The organism is Streptomyces sp. NPDC001904 (genome assembly GCF_040297005.1).
Taxonomy (GTDB): Bacteria; Actinomycetota; Actinomycetes; order Streptomycetales; family Streptomycetaceae; genus Streptomyces.
Map to the genome: position 1 here is coordinate 142914 of NZ_JBEOYI010000017.1, position 18190 is coordinate 161103.

Genomic DNA, 18190 nt, shown 5'->3' on the forward strand with positions numbered 1-18190 from the left:
AGGCAGTACGCATGAAGATCGTGTTCCTGCTGCACAACGTGTACGCCATCGGCGGCACGGTGCGCACGACGCTCAACCTGGCCGCCGCGCTGATCGAGCACGGCGGCCACGAGGTGGAGATCGTGTCGATGTCCCGGCACCGGGAGTCTCCGCGCTTCCCGGTCGACCCGCGGATCGGCCTGGTCCCGCTCGTGGACGGCCGGACGGGCGGCGCCGACAGCGCGCTGCCCGCGTACCGGGAGCCGGCCCGGGACTTCCCGGCCGCCGAGAAGCGCCACAAGCAGTACACGCTCCTGCACGACCAGCGGGTGCGCGCGTACCTGGAGGAGCGGTGCGACGCCGACGTCGTCATCGGCACCCGCCCCGGCCTCAACGTCTATCTCGCGAAGTGGGGGCCGAAGCGGGCGCTGCGGATCGCGCAGGAGCATCTGCGGCACGACGCGCACCACAAGAAGCTGCGGTCGGTGCTCGCCCGCTACTACCGGCAGCTCGACGCGGTCGTGACGGTGACCGAGGAGGACGCGGCGGTCTACCGGTCGCGGATGGCGCTGCCGGGGGTGCGGGTGCTGGCCGTGCCGAACATCGTGCCGCCCGCCGCCGTCCCGCCGTCGGACGGCACCTCGAAGATCATCGCGGCGGCCGGGCGGCTCGCCCCGGGCAAGCGCTACGACCTGCTCCTGGAGGCGTTCACCGCGGTCGCGGCGAAGGAGCCCGGCTGGGAGCTGCGGATCTACGGCGCCGGCGCGCAGGAGGAACGGCTGCGGGACCTGGTGGCCGGGCTCGGGCTGACCGGACGGGCCCGGCTGATGGGCGCGGTCTCGCCGATCGAGCCGGAGTTCGCCAGGACGTCGATCGTGGTGAGCGCCTCCGACGCGGAGTCGTTCGGGATGACGCTGGTGGAGGCGATGCGCTGCGGGGTCCCGGTGGTGAGCACGGACGCGCCGCTCGGGCCCGGCGAGATCATCACCGACGGGCACGACGGGCGGCTGGTGCCGGTCGGTGACGCGCGGGCGCTCGCCGAGGCGATGGTCGAACTGATCGAGGACGACACGCTCCGCAGGTCGATGGGCAAGGCCGCGCTGGAATCCGCGCACCGCTACGACCCGGAGCCGATCGTCGCCCGTTATGGCTTGCTTTTCACCCAACTCAGGGCGACGGAACGGCGTCGTGCAGGGCAACGGCTGCGCGGCCGGGCCGTCAACTGGGCGCGCAGAAAAGCCCGTTCGGTACGCGGGACCCGCTCCCGCGGACACGGCGGACAAGAGGGGACACGTCATGAAGGCCGAGGTCACCGGGCCGGGGGCACTGCCGCACGGCCCCGGACACCGTAGGGGAACGATGCCCACGCCTCCGACGCACCACCACAGCGCACCGCCCACCCAGACGCCCGTCCCGGCGGGGCCCTCGGCCCCCGGTCCCCGGTGGCGACGGGCTCCCCAGGGGCGGAGGACGGGCCGACAGAGTCGGTGGCGGTCCGTCCTCCGTCCCCCACTCGCGGCCGGAGCCCTCGCCCTGGCCGCCGCGGGCCCCGCTGCCGCGACGGCCGCCGGGGCGGCGACAGGGTCGGCTCCGCCGCGCACCAGGCCCGGGGTACGCCGTTTCCGTGAACGGCGTACCCCGGGCCCCGGCATCTGGCTCACGGCCGTCGCCGCACTGTACGCAGTCGCCCAACTCATCCTCGTCGTCACCCAGTTGGGCCACGGCCTCGGATGGGACGAGTCCGTCTACGTCTCCCAGTACGACCCGCGCAATCCGGCCGCGTTCTTCAGCGCGCCGCGCTCGCGCGGGACGAGCCTGCTGACCGCGCCGTTCGTCGCGGCCGGCGCCGGACCGCTCGCCCTGCGCGCCGTGCTCGCCGCGCTGTCCGCCGTCGCGCTCTACGCGGCGTTCCGCGTCTGGCGCCCGCTGGTCGGCGCCCGCACCACCGCCTTCGCCGCACTGCTCTTCGGCAGCCTGTGGATCAGCGTGCTGTCCGGGGCGATGGCCATGCCCAACCTGTGGGTGGCGTTCGGCGCGGTCGGCGCGGTGGGCTGGTTCCTGCGCGGCGGCACCTGGGAACTGGCGCTGTGCGTCGCGGCGGTGGCCCTGTTCCGGGCACCGGACGCGGTGTGGCTGGTGCTGCCGCTCGCCGCGTACGCGCTCTGCGTGCGGGGCCGCAGGCGCGCCCTGCCGTGGCTGGCCGCGGGGCTCGCGGCCGGGCTCGCCCAGTGGGTCGTCGAGGCGTACGTCCGCTGGGGCGGTGTGCTGGAGCGGCTGCACGTGTCCAGCGCCACCGAGGGCGACATGGGCCTGCACCTGAACCTCGACACGGCCTGGCGCGCGGTGAACGGCCCGCTGCTGTGCCGCCCCTGCACGGCGGGCACCCCGGACCAGCCCGGACTCGCCCTGTGGTGGCTGGCACTGCCGCTCCTCGCGGTGGCGGCGCTCCTGGTGGCCCGGCGCGAGAGGCGGCTCGCGCCGACCGTGCTGCCGGTGGCCTGCGCGGCGGCCCTGAGCGCGTCGTACCTGCTGCTCATCGGCTACTCGGCGCCGCGCTTCCTGCTCCCGTCGTACGCGCTGCTCGCGCTGCCCGTCGCGGTGCTGCTGCGGCGCCTGAAGCGCCGCCGGCCGCTGGCGGTCGCCGCGGCTGTCCTCGTCGCCCTGCAGATCACCACCCAGTTCGTGGTGCTGCACCGGGTGGTGGCCGCCACCGCGGCGACCGACGCCCGCTACGTCGCCGCCGCGCGCGGGCTGCGCACCCTGGGCCTCACCCCGCCCTGCCTGGTCACCGGCCCGCGCGCGCTGCCCATCGGCTACGCGGCGGGCTGTGCCTCCGCGCAGATCGAGGGCAACAACACCTCCACGACCCGCGCGGAACTCCTGCGCCGGGCGGCCGAGGTGCCCACGGCGCTGCTCACGCCCCGGGGCGCCCTGCCGCCCCACTACGCCCGGCACTGGACCCCGTACGTGCTGCCCGACACCCACGGCTGGACCGCGTGGAAGGCACCGGAGCCCGCCGCTCTGCGGCTAGTCAGCCGGCCGTAGAGCGGCCAGCCGCTGCTCGAAGGGGACCACCTGGAACCCGTCGGCCGGGTCCACGGACGTGATCGCGCCGGTCGGCGAACGGGGCGCGATCGCGGCCGCGGTGTCGACGTCGGGCGCGGCGTCGGCGGCCGACGGGCCCATGAAGCGGGCCAGCTCCCCGCCCGCACGGGCGATCCGGGCGGCGAGCCCCTCCTCGCCCCAGTCCTCCGACGCCGCGTACACGGCGGTCGGCAGGACGAGGGCGCGCAGGTACGTGAAGAGCGGACGCAGCGCGTGCTCGGTCACCAGGGAGTGCCGGGCGGTGCCGCCGGTCGCGGCGACCAGCACGGGCTTGCCGGTCAGCGCGTCCTTGTCGATGACGTCGAAGAACGACTTGAACAGTCCGCTGTACGAGGCCGCGAACACCGGCGTCACGGCGATCAGGCCGTCCGCGGCCGCCACCGCGTCGAGCGCGGCGGCGAGCCGGGCCGGCGGGAAGCCGGTGACGAAGTGCCGGGCGATCTCGGTGGCGAGGTCGCGCAGCTCGACGACCTCCACCTCCGCGTCCACCTGATGGAGGGTCGCCGCCGTGAGCCGGTCGGCGAGCAGCCGGGTGGACGAGGGAGAACTCAGTCCCGCGGACACGACGACGAGCTTCATGCGCTCCTGGCCTCCTTGTTCTCGTCCGTCTCGGCGTTCTCGGCGGCAGCCCGCTCCGCGACGCGCGCGGCGTGGGTGGGCGCGTCCGGCACGTTCGCCGGGCGGCGGTTCGCGAACTCCTTGCGCAGCACCGGCACGACCTCCTCGCCGAGGAGGTCGAGCTGCTCCAGGACGGTCTTCAGCGGCAGGCCCGCGTGGTCCATCAGGAACAGCTGGCGCTGGTAGTCGCCCACGTAGTCACGGAAGGACAGGGTCCGGTCGATGACCTCCTGCGGCGAGCCAACGGTCAGCGGCGTCTCGCGGGTGAAGTCCTCCAGGGACGGGCCGTGGCCGTAGACCGGCGCGTTGTCGAAGTACGGGCGGAACTCGCGCACCGCGTCCTGCGAGTTCTTCCGCATGAACACCTGGCCGCCGAGGCCGACGATGGCCTGCTCCGGGGTGCCGTGCCCGTAGTGGGCGTAGCGCTGGCGGTACAGGTTCACCATCTGCTTGGTGTGGCTGGCGGGCCAGAAGATGTTGTTGTGGAAGAAGCCGTCGCCGTAGTACGCGGCCTGCTCGGCGATCTCCGGGGAGCGGATGGAGCCGTGCCAGACGAACGGCGCGACGCCGTCGAGCGGCCGGGGCGTGGAGGTGAACGACTGGAGCGGCGTGCGGAACTTGCCCTTCCAGGTCACGACGTCCTCGTCCCACAGGCGGCGCAGCAGGGCGTAGTTCTCGATGGCGAGGTCGATGCCGTCGCGGATGTCCTTGCCGAACCACGGGTAGACCGGGCCGGTGTTGCCGCGCCCCATCATCACGTCGACGCGGCCGTCCGCGACGTGCTGGAGCATCGCGAAGTCCTCGGCGATCTTCACCGGGTCGTTGGTGGTGATGAGGGTGGTGGAGGTGGACAGGACCAGCTTCTCCGTGCGCGCCGCGATGTAGCCGAGCATCGTCGTCGGGGACGACGGGACGAACGGCGGGTTGTGGTGCTCGCCGGTCGCGAAGACGTCGAGGCCGACCTCCTCCGCCTTGAGCGCGATGGCCAGCATCGCCTTGATCCGCTCGTGCTCGGTGGGGGCACGCCCGGTCGTCGGGTCGACCGTGACGTCGCCGACGGTGAAGATCCCGAACTGCATGGCTGCTCACCTTCCAGGTTGTTGATGCTTCAACTATACCCCTGGAACAGTGCCCCCTCCCCACTTATTTCCGCTCAGGCAGGACCGCCCTCCGGATCCCGCCCGGTGGCCGCGAGCAGCCGCGCGAACGCCGGGGCGCCGTCGCCGACCGGCACCGGCGGACCGAACACCCCCGTCTTCCGGGCCATCGGCGCGAGCCCCGCCACGGTCCCGGCCAGCTCCTCGACCACCCGCGGCTCGGCCTCGTACTCCTGGCCGGTGGCGCGCGCCAGGTCCCAGGCGTGCACGGTCAGGTCGAGCAGCACCATCCCGGCGACGGTCCGCGCGGGCATCCGCATCGACCCGCTCGTCCCCTCCAGCGCCCCCGGCGCCGACCACGCCGCGACCAGCGCGTCCGCCTCCTCGGCGAACCGCTCCCGCCAGCGCGGATCCGCGGCCACCTCGTCCGGCGTCGCGGTGAAGTCCGAGTCGCCCTTCGCCGCGAGCTTCTGGAACTGCACGATCACCTGGAACAGATGGTTGACCAGCGCCTTCACGTCGTAGTCCGCGCACGGCGTGGGCCGCGCGAGTACGTCGTCGCCGAGCCCGGCCACGACCGGCACCGCCCGCTCTGCGGCCACGGCCAGCAGCCCGCCCATGTCGCCGTCGCTCTTGTTCTCGTTCTCGTTCATGAACCGACCGTACGAATCCGGCGTCCCGCGGTCTTGAAGAAACGCGCCAGACGGCCGTTGTCGGTGCCCCGCCGTACGATCCGGGCATGGAGCGTGACACGCGCGGGATCGTCGATCCGGAGTCACTGCTGAGGCACGTCCGCTTCCGCCGGTACGAGCCCGCGCCCGCCCTGCGCCCGTACGTGGAGAACTACTGGTTGATCGACTGGGACCTGCCCGTCCCCTACGCCTCGCACATCCTCGCGCACCCCTCCCTGAACCTGACGTTCCAGTGGGAGGAGGGGGACGGCCCGCCGTACGGGGAGCTGACCGGCGTCTGGGCCCCCGGCCTGTACTCCCGCAAGCTGAGCGGGCGCGGCCGGGTGTGCGGGGCGAAGTTCCGGCCCGGCATGTTCCGCCCCTTCGCGCCGGACCGGCCGGTCTCCGCGTGGACGGGCCGGGTGCTGCCGTACGCGGACGTGTTCCCGGCGACCGACCCGGCCGCCGTGCTCTCCCCCGCCGCCGACCACGACCGGGCCGCCGCCCTCGACGCCTACCTGCTCCCGCTCACCCCGCAGTTTCCCGACCCGCAGGCCGAGCTCGCCTGCGGTCTCGTCGCCCGGATCCGCGCCGAGCGCACCGTGCGCCGGGTCGCCGGCCTGGCCCGCGAGGAGGGCCTGTCGGTGCGGTCGGTGCAGCGGCTGTTCGCCGCGTACGTCGGTGTCAGTCCCAAGTGGTGCGTGCTGCGCTACCGCATCCACGAGGCCGTGGAGGCGGCCGCCCACCGCGACGTGGTCGACTGGGCCGCCCTCGCCGCCGACCTCGGCTACGCGGACCAGGCCCATCTCGTCCGCGACTTCACGACGACGCTGGGGGTGTCTCCGACGGCTTACCCGGCGACCTAGGTCGTGCGTCGGCTGCGGGCCGGTGGCGCACCCCGGACGACGGGCTCTTCACCCCGCGTGCCTGATCGCGTAGATCATCACGAACGCGACGATGTGGATGCCGAAGAGGAAGTAGCCCAGGTACCACCACATGTACCGCTCGCCCTTCTTCTCCTCGGCGAGCCGGCGCTCGTCGAACTCGCGCTGGAGGACGTCCAGCGGGTCCGGCGCCTCAGAGCTCACGGTGGACCTTGCTGTTCGACGCCTGGGCGCGCGGCCGGACCACCAGCAGGTCGATGTTCACGTGCGGCGGACGCGTCACGGCCCAGCTGATCGTGTCGGCGACATCGTCCGCGGTCAGCGGCTCGGCCACGCCCGCGTACACCTTCGCCGCCTTCTCCTCGTCGCCGCCGAACCGGGTCAGCGCGAACTCGTCCGTCTTCACCATGCCGGGCGCCACCTCGATGACCCGCACCGGAGTGCCGACGATCTCCAGACGCAGCGTCTCCGCGAGAACGTGCTCCGCGTGCTTCGCGGCCACGTAACCGCCACCGCCCTCGTACGTCGCGAACCCGGCGGTCGAGGAGAGGACGACGACCGTGCCGTCGCCGGACGCGGTCAGCGCGGGCAGCAGGGCCTGCGTCACGTTGAGCGTGCCGATGACGTTCGTCTCGTACATCTGACGCCACTGCTCCGGGTCGCCGGAGGCCACCGGATCGGCGCCCAGCGCGCCGCCCGCGTTGTTCACCAGCACGCCGACCGTCTTGAACGCCGTCGCGAACTCGTCCACCGCCGCCCGGTCGGTGATGTCCAGGGCGTACGCGGCGGCCTGGTGCCCGGCGCCGTTGATCTCCTCGGCCAGCGCCTCGATCCGGTCCTTGCGGCGGGCCGTGAGCACCACCCGGTATCCGGCCGCCGCCAGCTGCCGGGCCGTCGCGGCACCGATGCCGCTGCTCGCGCCCGTGACGACGGCGATACGGGATGCGGGGGCGGGGGCCATGACTGCTCCTCGGGACTCGGCGGACGGCTGGTGCCAGCGTACGACGGGCGTTCACTCGCCCCGCGGGGCGTACATGATCACGGCCATGCCCACCAGGCAGATCAGCGCGCCGGCCACGTCCCAGCGGGTCGGCCGGTACCCGTCCGCGACCATGCCCCAGGCGATCGACCCGGCGACGAACACCCCGCCGTACGCGGCCAGGATCCGCCCGAACTCCCCGTCCGGCTGCAGCGTCGCCGCGAACCCGTACAGACCCAGCGCGATCACCCCCGCGCCGATCCACGCCCAGCCGCGGTGCTCCCGCACCCCCTGCCAGACCAGCCACGCACCACCGATCTCGAACACCGCGGCGAGGACGAACAGGAACACGGAACGGGCGACGGTCATGCGCCACAGGGTGTCACGCACGTGTCACGGCGCCGCGCACGTGGGATAGATCGGCCCACCGTCCCCGCGCACCCGGAGGTCAGCCGTGCACCCGGCCCTCGCTCTCGCCCCCGCCCTCGTCCTCCTCCTGCCGCCGGGCGGCACCGCCCCGGCGGAGGCCGACCTCGCCCACCACGGCACCGTGCGCCTGGCCGGCGACCGGGTCACCGTCGCCCTCACCCCCGAGAACCACGGCCCCACCGACGTCCCCGACACCACCCTCCGGCTCGCCCTGTCCGCCCCGCTCACCGACGCCCAGCCCGGCCTCCCCGCCGCCTGCCTGCGCACCGGCCCGCGCACCGTCGACTGCCGCACCGGCGCCCTGCCCGCGGCGGCCCTCGGCACCCCGCTCACCGTCGACGTCCGCCTCGCCACGCGCCCCACCGAGGTGACCGTGCGCCTCGACACCGTGTGGACGGGCGGCCCGGTCGACCACAACCCGGACAACGACCGGCACCAGGTACTCGTCCTGGACACCGGCGACACGTACTACTTCTGAACGCCCGGGGTGCCGTCCGCGGCGTCGTAGCTCTCCCGTGCCACGGCCACCTCGTCCATGTGCGTCTCCGCCCAGTCCTTCACCGCGACGAGCAGACCGCCCAGGCTCCGGCCCAGCGCGGTCAGTTCGTAGTCGACCCGCACCGGCACCGAAGGGGTCACCGTCCGCGCCACGATCCCGTCCCGCTCCAGGCCGCGCAGCGTCTGCGTGAGCATCTTCTGGCTGACACCCGCGATCTTCCGGCCGAGGTCCGAGTACCGCAGCGGCCCGTCGTGCCCGGCGAGGGCGGCCACGACCAGGCTCACCCACTTGTCGCTCAGCCGCGCGAGCAGCTGATTGGTCGGACACTCCCGCAGGAACGCGTCGTACGCGAACCGCTCCTGCTCGCGGCGCTGTGCCGCCGTCGTCGTCGCCATGGCTCCCCGGACCTCCCGCGCACTTCACGGTGACGTACGCACCTCCAGGTACGTACTTACCGAAAGAGAGTAGCACTCCATAGAGTCGTCACTGCGGAAAGGAAAGCACAAGCACCGCACCAACTGAGTTGATGGACAAGGGAGTTGTCATGCGAGCAGCAGTCGTCACGGCGTTCGGCGGTCCGGAAGCGGTCGAGATCGTGGACGTCGAGCGCCCCGAACCGGGCGCGGGCCAGATCAGGATCAAGGTCGCCGCGGCCGCCCTCAACCCGGTCGACGCGGGTGTGCGCTCCGGGGCCTTCGGCGGCGCCGGGCAGCGGCTCGGCCTCGGCTGGGACGTCGCCGGAACCGTCGACGCGGTGGGCGAGGCCACCGGGTGGCGGGTGGGCGACGAGGTCATCGCCGTGCACCACGGCCCCGTCAAGCAGCTCGGCACCCACGCCGAGTACGTCGTCGTCGACGCCGGCGCGGCAGCCGCCGCCCCCGCCTCCGTGGACCCGGCCCACGCGGCGAGCATCCCCGTCAACGCCCTCATGGCCGCGCAGACGCTCGACCGACTCGCCCTGGAACCCGGGCAGTCGCTCCTGATCACCGGCGCGGCGGGCGCGGTCGGCGGTTACGCGATCCAGCTCGCCGCCCACCGCGGCATCGAGGTCACGGCCTACGCGTCCGGGGCCGACGAAGAGCTGACCCGCTCCTTCGGCGCGACGGCCTTCGTGGCACGGGGCACGACCCCCGACCCCGTGGACGGGGTCCTCGACGCGGCGTTCATCGGCGCCGAGGCGCTGGGCTGGGTCCGGGACGGCGGCGCGTACGTCGGCGTCATCCCCGGCGCGGAACCGGCACCCGAGCGCGGGGTGCGCACGTCGTCGGTGGAGGTGACGGCGGACGGCACCCAGCTCGCGGCCCTCGCCCGCCTGACCGACGAGGGCGTCCTGACCGCCCGGGTCGCCGAGACCTTCCCCCTGACGGACGCGGCGAAGGCCCACGCCCGCCTCGCGGAGGGCGGGGTGCGGGGGCGGCTGGTGCTGGTGCCCTGAGGCTACGACGCGAATGCGGCACGGGGCCGGTCCGAAAGTGGACCGGCCCCGGCGCGCGCCCGGTGCTCATCCCTTGACGCAGACGACCTGCTTCAGCTTCGCGACGACCTCGACCAGGTCCCGCTGCTGCTCGATGACCTGCTCGATCGGCTTGTACGCGGCCGGGATCTCGTCCACGACGCCGGAGTCCTTGCGGCACTCCACGCCCCGCGTCTGCTCCTCCAGGTCCCGCGTCGAGAAACGCCGCTTCGCCGCGTTCCGGCTCATCTTCCGGCCGGCGCCGTGCGACGCGGAGTTGAAGGACGCCGCGTTGCCGAGGCCCTTCACGATGTACGAACCCGTGCCCATGGAGCCCGGGATGATCCCGTACTCGCCGGAGCCCGCGCGGATCGCTCCCTTGCGGGTGACGAGCAGGTCCATGCCGTCGTACCGCTCCTCGCTCACGTAGTTGTGGTGAGCGCTGATCTCCGGCTCGAAGACCGGCTTGGCCTTCTTGAACTCCTTGCCGATCACGTCCTTGAAGAGCGCCATCATGATGGAGCGGTTGTACTTGGCGTACTCCTGCGCCCAGAACAGGTCGTTGCGGTACGCCGCCATCTGCGGGGTCTGCGAGATGAAGACGGCCAGGTCGCGGTCGACCAGGTTCTGGTTGTGCGGGAGGCCCTGGGCCACGCCGATGTGATGGTCCGCCAGTTCCTTGCCGATGTTGCGGGAACCGGAGTGCAGCATGAGCCACACCGCATCGGACGTATCAACGCACAGCTCGACGAAGTGGTTTCCGGAGCCGAGCGTTCCCATCTGCTTCACGGCCCGCCCCTCCCGGAACTTCACCGAGTCGGCGACGCCCTCGAACCGTCCCCAGAAGTCGTCCCAGCCCGCGGTCGCGAACCCGTGCATGCGGCCCGGGTCGACCGGGTCGTCATGCATGCCGCGGCCCACCGGGATCGCCTGCTCGATCTTCGAGCGCAGCCGGGACAGATCGCCGGGCAGGTCGTTCGCGGTCAGGGACGTCCGCACCGCGCTCATCCCGCACCCGATGTCCACCCCCACCGCCGCCGGGCACACCGCTCCCTGCATCGCGATGACGGAACCGACCGTCGCGCCCTTGCCGTAGTGCACGTCGGGCATGACGGCGAGGCCCTTGATCCAGGGCAGGGTCGCCACGTTGCGGAGCTGCTGCATCGCGGCGTCCTCGACCGTGGCCGGATCGGCCCACATACGGATGGGAACCTTAGCGCCAGGTACCTCTACGTATGACATGAAATCCCCCGTTGTGCTCGACAGTTGGGCCTACGTGAAAAGAAGTAGGGAAACGCAAATACCGGAGCCAAGGTCAACAAATAGGATGCGGGACCGGCGTCCACGGCGATGCGTGCGATAGACATGGCACCATCGGCCGCCCTGCCGCGGCAATCGAATAATCCGGCGTCAGCCCAGTAAGGAGCCCCAGGGTGCAGCGGAAGTCGTACGCGTTCGTGCCGGGTGTCGCCGTCCTTCTGACGGCGCTGCTCGCCGGGTGCAGCGGGAGCGCCGACGACAGCGGCGGCAGCGACGACTCCAAGCCGGGCAGCGCCAGCACGTCGGCCTCCGCCGCCAAGCCGGGCAAGTACCGCACCCTGCCGGAGCCGTGCGGCCAGCCCGAGCAGGGCATGCTCGACACGATGCTGCCGGGGATCGCGAAGATCACGGACGAGGACCTGCGGGACAGGGCCTACGAGGGCGTGGCGACGACCACGTTCGACACCGGGCGACGGGTCGGGTGCCGCTGGAAGGACGACACGGCCGCGGGCGGCGCGCACCGGCTGACGCTGGACTTCGAGCGGGTGGTGTCGTACGACGCCGGGGTGAGCGACGACGCGTGGGCGGAGAAGGTCTTCGCCTCGAAGGCGGAGAAGGCGGACCTGCCGGATCCCGGCACGGTGACGGGCACGGTGGACCCCGGCGTCACGGAGTCCTCGTCGTCACCGTCCCCTTCGGCCTCGAAGGGGACCAAATCCACCAACTCGGATAAGTCGGCCAAGTCTACTGAGTCCGGCACATCTACTGAATCACCCGAATCGTCCGGCTCCAGCTCGGCGTCGGACTCCGCGTCGCCCGCCGATCTCCGGCCGCGACTGCTCGAGGGCCTCGGTGACCAGGGGTTCCTGAACGACGAGCAGGCCGGGTCCACGGCGTCGCCGACGCGGACCGTGACTGTGGTGTTCCGCACGTCGAACGTCGTGGTGACCGTCGCGTACGAGGCCCAGCCGACGGCCTCCGGCGAGGCGCCGGACAGCAAGGAAATGCAGGACAGGACGCAGGAACTGGCACAGAAGCTGGTCGGGAAGTTCGGCGAGTAGGGCCGCCCGGGCGGCCGGGGCGGGTCCGGCGAAGGCGAGGCGGACGGATCGGACAGCGCGTACGGTGGCCCATCGGACCCGGGTTCGTGAAGACCGGCTGAAGGTTGACCGGTGGTCGCGTGTCCGGTCCGTGCCTCTGTCCGCGTCCCAGTGAAGGAACCATGCACCGTCCGACCAAGCGACTCACCCGCATACTCGCCTGCGCCGCCGCCGTGCCGGTGGTCCTCGTCGTAGCCGGCTGCTCGTCCGACTCGGGTTCCGACGACGCGAGCGCCACGGACAAGGCGTCCTCGGGGACGAAGGCGTCCGCGTCCACCGCGGGGGAGGCGGCGAAGAAGGTCCCGGCCGCGACGTACAAGTCGCTGCCGAAGGCGTGCGACGCGCTGTCGAAGAAGACGCTGGACGACCTGGCGCCGAAGGGCAAGAGCAAGTCCGGGGCCTCGGACGACGACTCGACGCGGGACAGCTGCTCCTGGGCGAGCCTGGACAGCAACGGCGTGAAGGGCTCCCAGTACCGCTGGCTGAACGTGTCCATGCTCCGCTTCGACTCGGACGTGAACCGGGGCAGCGGCGACCAGCTGGCGTCCGCGTACTACGCGAAGCAGGTCAAGGACGCGCAGGCCGACGAGGGCGCGAAGAAGATGAAGACGTCCGAGCTCGCCGGGACGGGCGACGAAGCGACGCTGGTGCGCTCCGACAGCACGTACAAGGCGAAGAAGAAGGACGTCACCTCGAAGCAGCAGACGGTCGTCTCGCGCATCGACAACGTGGTCGTCACGGTGAACTACAACGGTTCGGGGCTCGCGGGCGAGAAGACGCCGGACGCGGACGAACTGTCGAAGGACGCCGAGAAGGCGGCCCGTGAGGTGGTGGCCTCGGTCAAGGACACCGTGCCGGGCAAGAGCGCCTCTCCGTCGGCGTCCGCGTCGAAGTCGTCCGACGGATCGAAGTCGTCCGACGGGTCGAAGTCGTCGAAGTCCTCCAAGGCTTCGGAGTCGGCCGAGCCGAAGACTTCCAAGTCGGCGTCGGCCTCCGCCAAGGACGACGGGAACGACAAGGACAAGTAGCCGTCGGCACCCGGCATTTGCCTGCGGTTTGAGGAGCCCGGCCCCTTTTGGGAGCCGGGCTCCCGGCGTACCGGCCCACAGCGCCCCGCACGCATGTGCCAGTCTGTGGGCGCAACATGCCCAACTGGGAGGGGAACCGAAGTGGCAGGGCCACTGAAGCTGACACGGACGCACCGGATACTCGCGGGCGTGGTCATCGCCGGTGCCATGGTCATCGCGGGCATCGGTTTCGCCGGTTCCTACGCGGCCGTGCGCGAACTGGCGATCGAGAAGGGCTTCGGGAACTTCTCCTACGTCTTCCCGATCGGCATCGACGCGGGCATCTGCGTGCTGCTCGCGCTGGACCTGCTCCTGACCTGGATCCGCATCCCCTTCCCGCTCCTGCGGCAGACGGCGTGGCTGCTGACGGCGGCGACGATCGCGTTCAACGGCGCGGCCGCCTGGCCCGACCCGCTGGGCGTCGGCATGCACGCCGTCATCCCGATCCTGTTCGTGGTGTCGGTGGAGGCGGCCCGGCACGCCATCGGCCGGATCGCGGACATCACCGCGGACAAGCACATGGAAGGCGTGCGGATCACGCGGTGGCTGCTGTCGCCGCTGCCCACGTTCCTGCTGTGGCGCCGGATGAAGCTGTGGGAGCTGCGCAGCTACGAGGCCGTGATCAAGCTGGAGCAGGAGCGGCTGGTGTACCAGGCGCGGCTGCGGTCCCGGTTCGGGCGGGCGTGGCGGCGCAAGGCTCCGGTGGAGTCGCTGATGCCGCTGCGGCTCGCGCGGTACGGGGTGCCGCTGGCGGAGACCGCTCCGGCGGGGCTCGCGGCGGCCGGCATCGAGCCCCAGCTGCTGCCGCCCGCGCCGCGGACCGCCGAACTGGAGGCGCCGGCTCCGCGGGAGCGGGAGCCGCACCAGCAGGCCCCGCAGGAGCCCGCCCCTCAGCCCCGGCAGCAGCAGCCGGAGCCGGAGGCCCACCAGCAGCAGCCCGAGCCGGAGCCCCAGCCCCAGCCCCAGCCGCATCCGGAGCCCCCGGCGGCGGGGCCCGAGGCGGAGGCGCAGACGAGCCAGTGGTTCGCGCAGCAGCGGCCGGTGGAGTACCAGGGCGGCTACGACCCGGACTTCGTGGCGCCCGCGGAGCCGGTCCCCGGCCCGGAGCAGCAGCCCGTGCCCGAGGAGACGCCGCAGCTCCTGGTCCCGCACCCGCGTGCGGCGGAGCCGGAGCCCGAGGTGGGCTCCGGCTCCGAGCCGGAGTTCCCGGTGCCGAACGGAGCCGGCGGGACGCGGCAGCTCGGTGACGGGGCGGCACAGCCGTCGGCGCCGTCGGACGAGGATCTGTACCAGGTGTTCCGGTACTCGATACAGGGTGAGGGCATGCCGACGCCGGGCGCGTTCCAGGCGAACGTGGAGGCGACCTACGGCAGTCGGCTCTCCCAGCGCGATCTGGCCCGCTACCACGAGATGTTCAGCAAGCGCCTGAACGCGGAGTTCGTGGACGACCACATCGCGTAACCCTTCGTCGTACATACATGGGTCCTGCAACCGTTTCGGCGGCACCGGTGTCTTGAGCTACGGCCCGACCGCCCCACCGGTCACAGTCGTGCTTGACGAAAGGAACCCATGTCCCGCCCCAAGCGCCCCAGACGCAGCCTCGTCCTCGGCGCCACCGCCGCCGTGACGGCCCTGGCCGGTGGTCTTCTCGTTGCTCTGCCCGGCGCCGCGAGCGCCGCCCCGTCCGGTTTCGCCGACGACTTCAACGGCGACGGGTACCACGATCTCGCGACGAGCGCCCCGGGCGCGGTCGCGAACGGCAAGGCGAAGGCGGGGGCCGTCGTCGTCAACTACGGCGCGTCGAGCGGGATCAGCGCCGCGCGCCACAAGATCACGTCGCAGAGTTCGTCCGGGGTGCCGGGGGCGTCGGAGGCGAACGACCGGTTCGGCACCGAGCTGGCCCACGGGGACCTCAACCGCGACGGCTACGGCGATCTCGTCGTCGGCACGCCCCTGGAGGACGTCGGCAGCGACCAGGACGGCGGCTCGGTCACGATCCTGTGGGGCAGCGCGTCCGGCCTGTCCGGCGGTACGACGATCAGCGACCCGAACCCGTCGGGCCACGACCGGTTCGGCCAGTCCCTCGCGGTCGGCGACTTCACCGGCGACGGGAAGGCGGACCTGGCGGTCGGCTCCACCGGCAAGGACGTGTGGATCTTCAAGGGCGGCTTCACCAAGTCCGGCGGCGCGGCCGGGAAGCTGCGGCTGGACACGGACGTCGAGGCGGGCGCGTACCCGGACGGCGTCCTGCAGCTGGCCGCCGGGGACTTCGACGGCGACGGTACGGACGATGTGGCGGTGAGCTCCTACGTCGGTACGTTCGTGTACCGGGGCGCCGCTTCGGGGCCGGTCCTTCAGGCCCGGGCCACCGACGAGAACGCGTCCTCGCTCGCCGTGGCCGACTTCGACCTGGACGGCCACGACGATCTGGCCGTCGGCATCGACTCACCGTCCATCGGCGGCCCGGCGGTCGGCGGCTACGTCGCCGTGTTCCCCGGCGGCGACGCGGGTGTCGACCCGGCCGACAGCACCGTGCTCAGCCAGTCCACGGCGGGGGTGCCGGGGACGGACGAGTACCACGACTGGTTCGGCATGGCGGTCGCGGCGGGCGACATCGACGGCGACGACTTCCCGGACCTCGCCGTCGGCGCGGGCGGAGAGGACATCGGCTCCGCCGACGACGTCGGCAACGTCTGGGTTCTGCGCGGTGGCGCTTCCGGCCTGACCGGGACCGGCGCCCTGTCCCTCAACCAGGGCACCGCGGGCGTCCCGGGTGCCAGTGAGGGGGCCGACCTGTTCGGCGCCGCAGTCCATGTCGCCGATCACAACGGCGACGACCGTGCGGATCTGACCGTCGGCGCCGGCGGCGAGAACAGCGACGACGGTGCCGTGACCGTGCTGCGCGGCTCGGCCACCCAGGCCATCACCACCTCAGGCGCCGTGAGCTTCACCGGCCCCACGGCGGGCATCGCCGCCTCGGGCCAGGACCCGATGTTCGGCGACACGTTCTCGGGTTCCTGACCGGAACGCCCCCGAGGCTGCGCGCAGCGCACGCCTCAGGGGCGCGGGGAACTGCGCGACCAGCCACGACGCGCCCCGCACCCGACCACGCGCCCCAAAGAGAACGGCGGCACCGGAAGAAGATCCCGGTGCCGCCGGAGGCGCTATGCGCTCAGGAGCTTGCGGACCCGCTCCGCCCCCACCGCCAGCAGCAGCGTGGGCAGTCGCGGCCCGGTGTCCCGGCCGACCAGGAGGTCGTACAGGAGCGCGAAGAAGGTGCGCTGGGCCCCCTTGATCTCGGCGGGGAGCTCCTTGGCGGTGGCGTCGGCGGGGAAGCCGGCCTGCACCTTCGGAACGCCGTAGACGAGGTGGGTGAGCCCGTCGAGCGACCAGTGCGAGTCGAGCCCGTCGAGCAGCAGCCGGATCGAGGCGCGGGACGCCTCGTCGAGCGCGGCCAGCGCCGCCGTGTCCGGCTCCGTGCGCACGATGGTGCGGGACTCGGCGGGCACGTACTTGGTGATCCAGGCCTCGGCCTTGTCGAGCCGCGGCCGCACCGTCACCAGGTCGGTGACCGGGTTCTCCGGGTCCAGCTCGGAGAGGATGCGCAGGGTCTGCTCCGCGTCCCCGGCCGTGACGTCGGCGACGGAGGCCAGCGTCCGGTACGGCAACGGCCGCGGGGTACGCGGCAGTTCACGCCCGGCGACACCGACGGCCCGGCTGTACGCGGCGGCGTCGGCGGGCAGCACGGAGCCGTCCGCCACCTTGGCACTGAGCTTGTCCCACTCGTCGTAGAGCCGCTGGATCTCCTGGTCGAAGGCGATCTTGAACGACTGGTTCGGACGGCGCCGGGCGTAGAGCCAGCGCAGGATCTGCGGCTCCATGATCTGGAGCGCGTCACCCGGGGTCGGGACCCCGCCCTTGCTCGACGACATCTTCGCCATGCCGGAGATGCCGACGAAGGCGTACATCGGGCCGATCGGCTGCTTGCCGCCGAAGACCCGGTCGACGATCTGGCCGCCGACCTGGAACGACGAACCCGGCGACGAGTGGTCGACGCCGGACGGCTCGAAGATGACGCCCTCGTACGCCCAGCGCATCGGCCAGTCGACCTTCCAGACCAGCTTGCCGCGGTTGAACTCCGACAGCAGGACGGTCTCGGTGAAGCCGTCGAGGGTGCAGGTGTAGGACAGCTCCGTCGTCTCGTCGTCGTACGACGTGACGGTGGTCAGGTCCTTGCCGCACTCGCCGCAGAACGGCTTGTACGGGTAGTACCCGCCGGCGCCGCCGCTGCCGTCGTCCTCGGCCGCGGCGCCGGAGCCCTCGGCGGCCTCCAGCTCGGCCTCGTCGACCGGCTTCTGGTTCTTCTGCTGCTGCGGCTTCTTGCCGGGATCCTTCTTCGTGCGGTACTGGTCGAGGATCGCGTCGATGTCGCCGCGGTGCTTCATGGCGTGCAGGATCTGCTCGCGGTACGTCCCCGACGTGTACTGCGCGGTCTGGCTGATGCCGTCGAACTCGACGCCGAGGTCCGCGAGGGCCTCGATCATGGCGGCCTTGAAGTGCTCCGCCCAGTTCGGGTACGCCGAGCCGGCCGGGGCCGGGACCGAGGTCAGCGGCTTGCCGATGTGCTCGGACCAGGACGCGTCCGTGCCGGGCACGCCGTTCGGAACCTTGCGGTAGCGGTCGTAGTCGTCCCACGAGATCAGGTGGCGCACGCTGTGGCCGCGGCGGCGGATCTCGTCGGCGACCAGGTGCGGGGTCATGACCTCGCGCAGGTTGCCCAGGTGGATCGGGCCGGACGGGGAGAGGCCGGAGGCGACGACGACCGGTTTGCCCGGGGCACGACGCTCGGACTCGGCGATGACATCGTCCGCGTAACGGGACACCCAGTCGGCGTTCGCCTGGGTGTCCGTGCTCGTGCTCTGGGCCACGGTCAGTCGGTCCTTCTCTGGTTTCGGGGTACGCGGTGCTCCCCGCGTCGACCCATTGTCCCAGCAACCGCGGGGCGACGGAAAACGGATTGCCCGGCGGTACAACCCCGGGGCCTCCACA

Annotated in this window: 18 protein-coding genes; 9 read left to right on the top strand and 9 right to left on the bottom strand. The window is 72.2% G+C overall.

The window, feature by feature from the left end:
• Positions 1-11: 11 nt before the first annotated feature.
• Positions 12-1331, top strand: coding sequence for a glycosyltransferase family 4 protein (locus tag ABT127_RS25295; RefSeq protein ID WP_351454223.1), 1320 nt, complete (start codon positions 12-14; stop codon positions 1329-1331).
• A 361-nt stretch (positions 1332-1692) separates the two neighbouring features.
• A complete protein-coding gene (locus ABT127_RS25300) occupies positions 1693-3024 on the top strand; it encodes a hypothetical protein (protein ID WP_351454226.1) in 1332 nt (443 codons plus the stop codon).
• Here the strand turns inward: ABT127_RS25300 and ABT127_RS25305 are convergent.
• The 3 genes from ABT127_RS25305 to ABT127_RS25315 form a co-directional block, all read right to left on the bottom strand.
• Complete coding sequence (locus tag ABT127_RS25305) at positions 3007-3663, bottom strand: CE1759 family FMN reductase (protein ID WP_351454229.1); 657 nt, start codon at positions 3661-3663, stop codon at positions 3007-3009. The two genes, ABT127_RS25300 and ABT127_RS25305, sit on opposite strands and share 18 nt — an antisense overlap.
• Positions 3660-4781 (bottom strand): LLM class flavin-dependent oxidoreductase, encoded by a 1122-nt coding sequence (locus ABT127_RS25310; RefSeq protein WP_351454232.1) that lies wholly within the window; start codon positions 4779-4781, stop codon positions 3660-3662. Before ABT127_RS25310 ends, ABT127_RS25305 begins: the two co-directional genes overlap by 4 nt.
• 74 nt (positions 4782-4855) lie before the next feature.
• Entirely contained in the window at positions 4856-5452 is a 597-nt protein-coding gene (locus ABT127_RS25315; RefSeq protein WP_351454233.1) for a TIGR03086 family metal-binding protein, read from the bottom strand.
• Positions 5453-5538: 86 nt separating this feature from the next.
• Between ABT127_RS25315 and ABT127_RS25320 the strand changes: the two genes are divergently transcribed.
• Positions 5539-6336 (top strand): DUF6597 domain-containing transcriptional factor, encoded by a 798-nt coding sequence (locus tag ABT127_RS25320; protein ID WP_351454234.1) that lies wholly within the window; start codon positions 5539-5541, stop codon positions 6334-6336.
• Between the two features lie 48 nt (positions 6337-6384).
• Here ABT127_RS25320 and ABT127_RS25325 read toward each other — a convergent pair whose 3' ends face one another.
• Genes ABT127_RS25325 through ABT127_RS25335 form a run of 3 tightly spaced genes read right to left on the bottom strand, consistent with a single transcriptional unit; the run spans position 6385 to position 7702 of the window.
• Positions 6385-6558 (bottom strand): hypothetical protein, encoded by a 174-nt coding sequence (locus ABT127_RS25325; RefSeq protein WP_351454236.1) that lies wholly within the window; start codon positions 6556-6558, stop codon positions 6385-6387.
• On the bottom strand, positions 6548-7315 hold the full coding sequence (locus ABT127_RS25330; RefSeq protein ID WP_351454239.1) for an SDR family NAD(P)-dependent oxidoreductase: 768 nt from the start codon (positions 7313-7315) through the stop codon (positions 6548-6550). Before ABT127_RS25330 ends, ABT127_RS25325 begins: the two co-directional genes overlap by 11 nt.
• 51 nt (positions 7316-7366) lie before the next feature.
• Positions 7367-7702, bottom strand: a complete 336-nt coding sequence (locus ABT127_RS25335) for a YnfA family protein (RefSeq protein ID WP_351454242.1) — start codon at positions 7700-7702, stop codon at positions 7367-7369.
• Positions 7703-7787: 85 nt separating this feature from the next.
• Here ABT127_RS25335 and ABT127_RS25340 point away from each other — a divergent pair, with 85 nt between their 5' ends.
• The gene (locus ABT127_RS25340; protein ID WP_351454244.1) at positions 7788-8240 is read left to right on the top strand and encodes a hypothetical protein; all 453 of its coding nucleotides are present in this window, start codon (positions 7788-7790) and stop codon (positions 8238-8240) included.
• On the opposite strand, the gene ABT127_RS25345 is transcribed toward ABT127_RS25340, so the two are convergent.
• Positions 8231-8656, bottom strand: coding sequence for a winged helix-turn-helix transcriptional regulator (locus ABT127_RS25345; protein WP_351454247.1), 426 nt, complete (start codon positions 8654-8656; stop codon positions 8231-8233). The genes ABT127_RS25340 and ABT127_RS25345 overlap by 10 nt on opposite strands.
• A gap of 149 nt (positions 8657-8805) precedes the next feature.
• Between ABT127_RS25345 and ABT127_RS25350 the strand changes: the two genes are divergently transcribed.
• Positions 8806-9696, top strand: a complete 891-nt coding sequence (locus tag ABT127_RS25350) for an NADP-dependent oxidoreductase (protein ID WP_351454250.1) — start codon at positions 8806-8808, stop codon at positions 9694-9696.
• A 66-nt stretch (positions 9697-9762) separates the two neighbouring features.
• On the opposite strand, the gene ABT127_RS25355 is transcribed toward ABT127_RS25350, so the two are convergent.
• Complete coding sequence (locus ABT127_RS25355) at positions 9763-10956, bottom strand: RtcB family protein (RefSeq protein WP_351454253.1); 1194 nt, start codon at positions 10954-10956, stop codon at positions 9763-9765.
• A 191-nt stretch (positions 10957-11147) separates the two neighbouring features.
• On the opposite strand from ABT127_RS25355, the gene ABT127_RS25360 reads away from it, so the two are divergent.
• The 4 genes from ABT127_RS25360 to ABT127_RS25375 all read left to right on the top strand — a co-directional run bounded on the left by ABT127_RS25360 (position 11148) and on the right by ABT127_RS25375 (position 16162).
• Complete coding sequence (locus ABT127_RS25360; RefSeq protein WP_351454256.1) at positions 11148-12035, top strand: DUF3558 domain-containing protein; 888 nt, start codon at positions 11148-11150, stop codon at positions 12033-12035.
• 161 nt (positions 12036-12196) lie between these two features.
• A complete protein-coding gene (locus ABT127_RS25365) occupies positions 12197-13102 on the top strand; it encodes a DUF3558 family protein (protein WP_351454259.1) in 906 nt (301 codons plus the stop codon).
• 141 nt (positions 13103-13243) lie between these two features.
• Positions 13244-14602: a DUF2637 domain-containing protein gene (locus tag ABT127_RS25370; protein ID WP_351454262.1), complete on the top strand. Its 1359-nt coding sequence runs from the start codon at positions 13244-13246 to the stop codon at positions 14600-14602.
• Between the two features lie 108 nt (positions 14603-14710).
• The gene (locus ABT127_RS25375) at positions 14711-16162 is read left to right on the top strand and encodes an FG-GAP and VCBS repeat-containing protein (protein ID WP_351454265.1); all 1452 of its coding nucleotides are present in this window, start codon (positions 14711-14713) and stop codon (positions 16160-16162) included.
• A gap of 143 nt (positions 16163-16305) precedes the next feature.
• Here the strand turns inward: ABT127_RS25375 and lysS are convergent, their stop codons facing one another.
• Entirely contained in the window at positions 16306-18069 is a 1764-nt protein-coding gene (gene lysS, locus ABT127_RS25380; protein ID WP_351454268.1) for a lysine--tRNA ligase, read from the bottom strand.
• Positions 18070-18190 lie beyond the last annotated feature (121 nt).

Excerpts from the sequence above, each read along its gene's own strand:
- ABT127_RS25295 (WP_351454223.1), top strand. The coding sequence starts at position 12 with ATGAAGATCGTGTTCCTGCTGCACAACGTGTACGCCATCGGCGGCACG.
- ABT127_RS25305 (WP_351454229.1), bottom strand. The coding sequence starts at position 3,663 with ATGAAGCTCGTCGTCGTGTCCGCGGGACTGAGTTCTCCCTCGTCCACC.
- ABT127_RS25310 (WP_351454232.1), bottom strand. The coding sequence starts at position 4,781 with ATGCAGTTCGGGATCTTCACCGTCGGCGACGTCACGGTCGACCCGACG.
- ABT127_RS25315 (WP_351454233.1), bottom strand. The coding sequence starts at position 5,452 with ATGAACGAGAACGAGAACAAGAGCGACGGCGACATGGGCGGGCTGCTG.
- ABT127_RS25320 (WP_351454234.1), top strand. The coding sequence starts at position 5,539 with ATGGAGCGTGACACGCGCGGGATCGTCGATCCGGAGTCACTGCTGAGG.
- ABT127_RS25330 (WP_351454239.1), bottom strand. The coding sequence starts at position 7,315 with ATGGCCCCCGCCCCCGCATCCCGTATCGCCGTCGTCACGGGCGCGAGC.
- ABT127_RS25335 (WP_351454242.1), bottom strand. The coding sequence starts at position 7,702 with ATGACCGTCGCCCGTTCCGTGTTCCTGTTCGTCCTCGCCGCGGTGTTC.
- ABT127_RS25345 (WP_351454247.1), bottom strand. The coding sequence starts at position 8,656 with ATGGCGACGACGACGGCGGCACAGCGCCGCGAGCAGGAGCGGTTCGCG.
- ABT127_RS25350 (WP_351454250.1), top strand. The coding sequence starts at position 8,806 with ATGCGAGCAGCAGTCGTCACGGCGTTCGGCGGTCCGGAAGCGGTCGAG.
- ABT127_RS25355 (WP_351454253.1), bottom strand. The coding sequence starts at position 10,956 with ATGTCATACGTAGAGGTACCTGGCGCTAAGGTTCCCATCCGTATGTGG.
- ABT127_RS25365 (WP_351454259.1), top strand. The coding sequence starts at position 12,197 with ATGCACCGTCCGACCAAGCGACTCACCCGCATACTCGCCTGCGCCGCC.
- ABT127_RS25375 (WP_351454265.1), top strand. The coding sequence starts at position 14,711 with ATGTCCCGCCCCAAGCGCCCCAGACGCAGCCTCGTCCTCGGCGCCACC.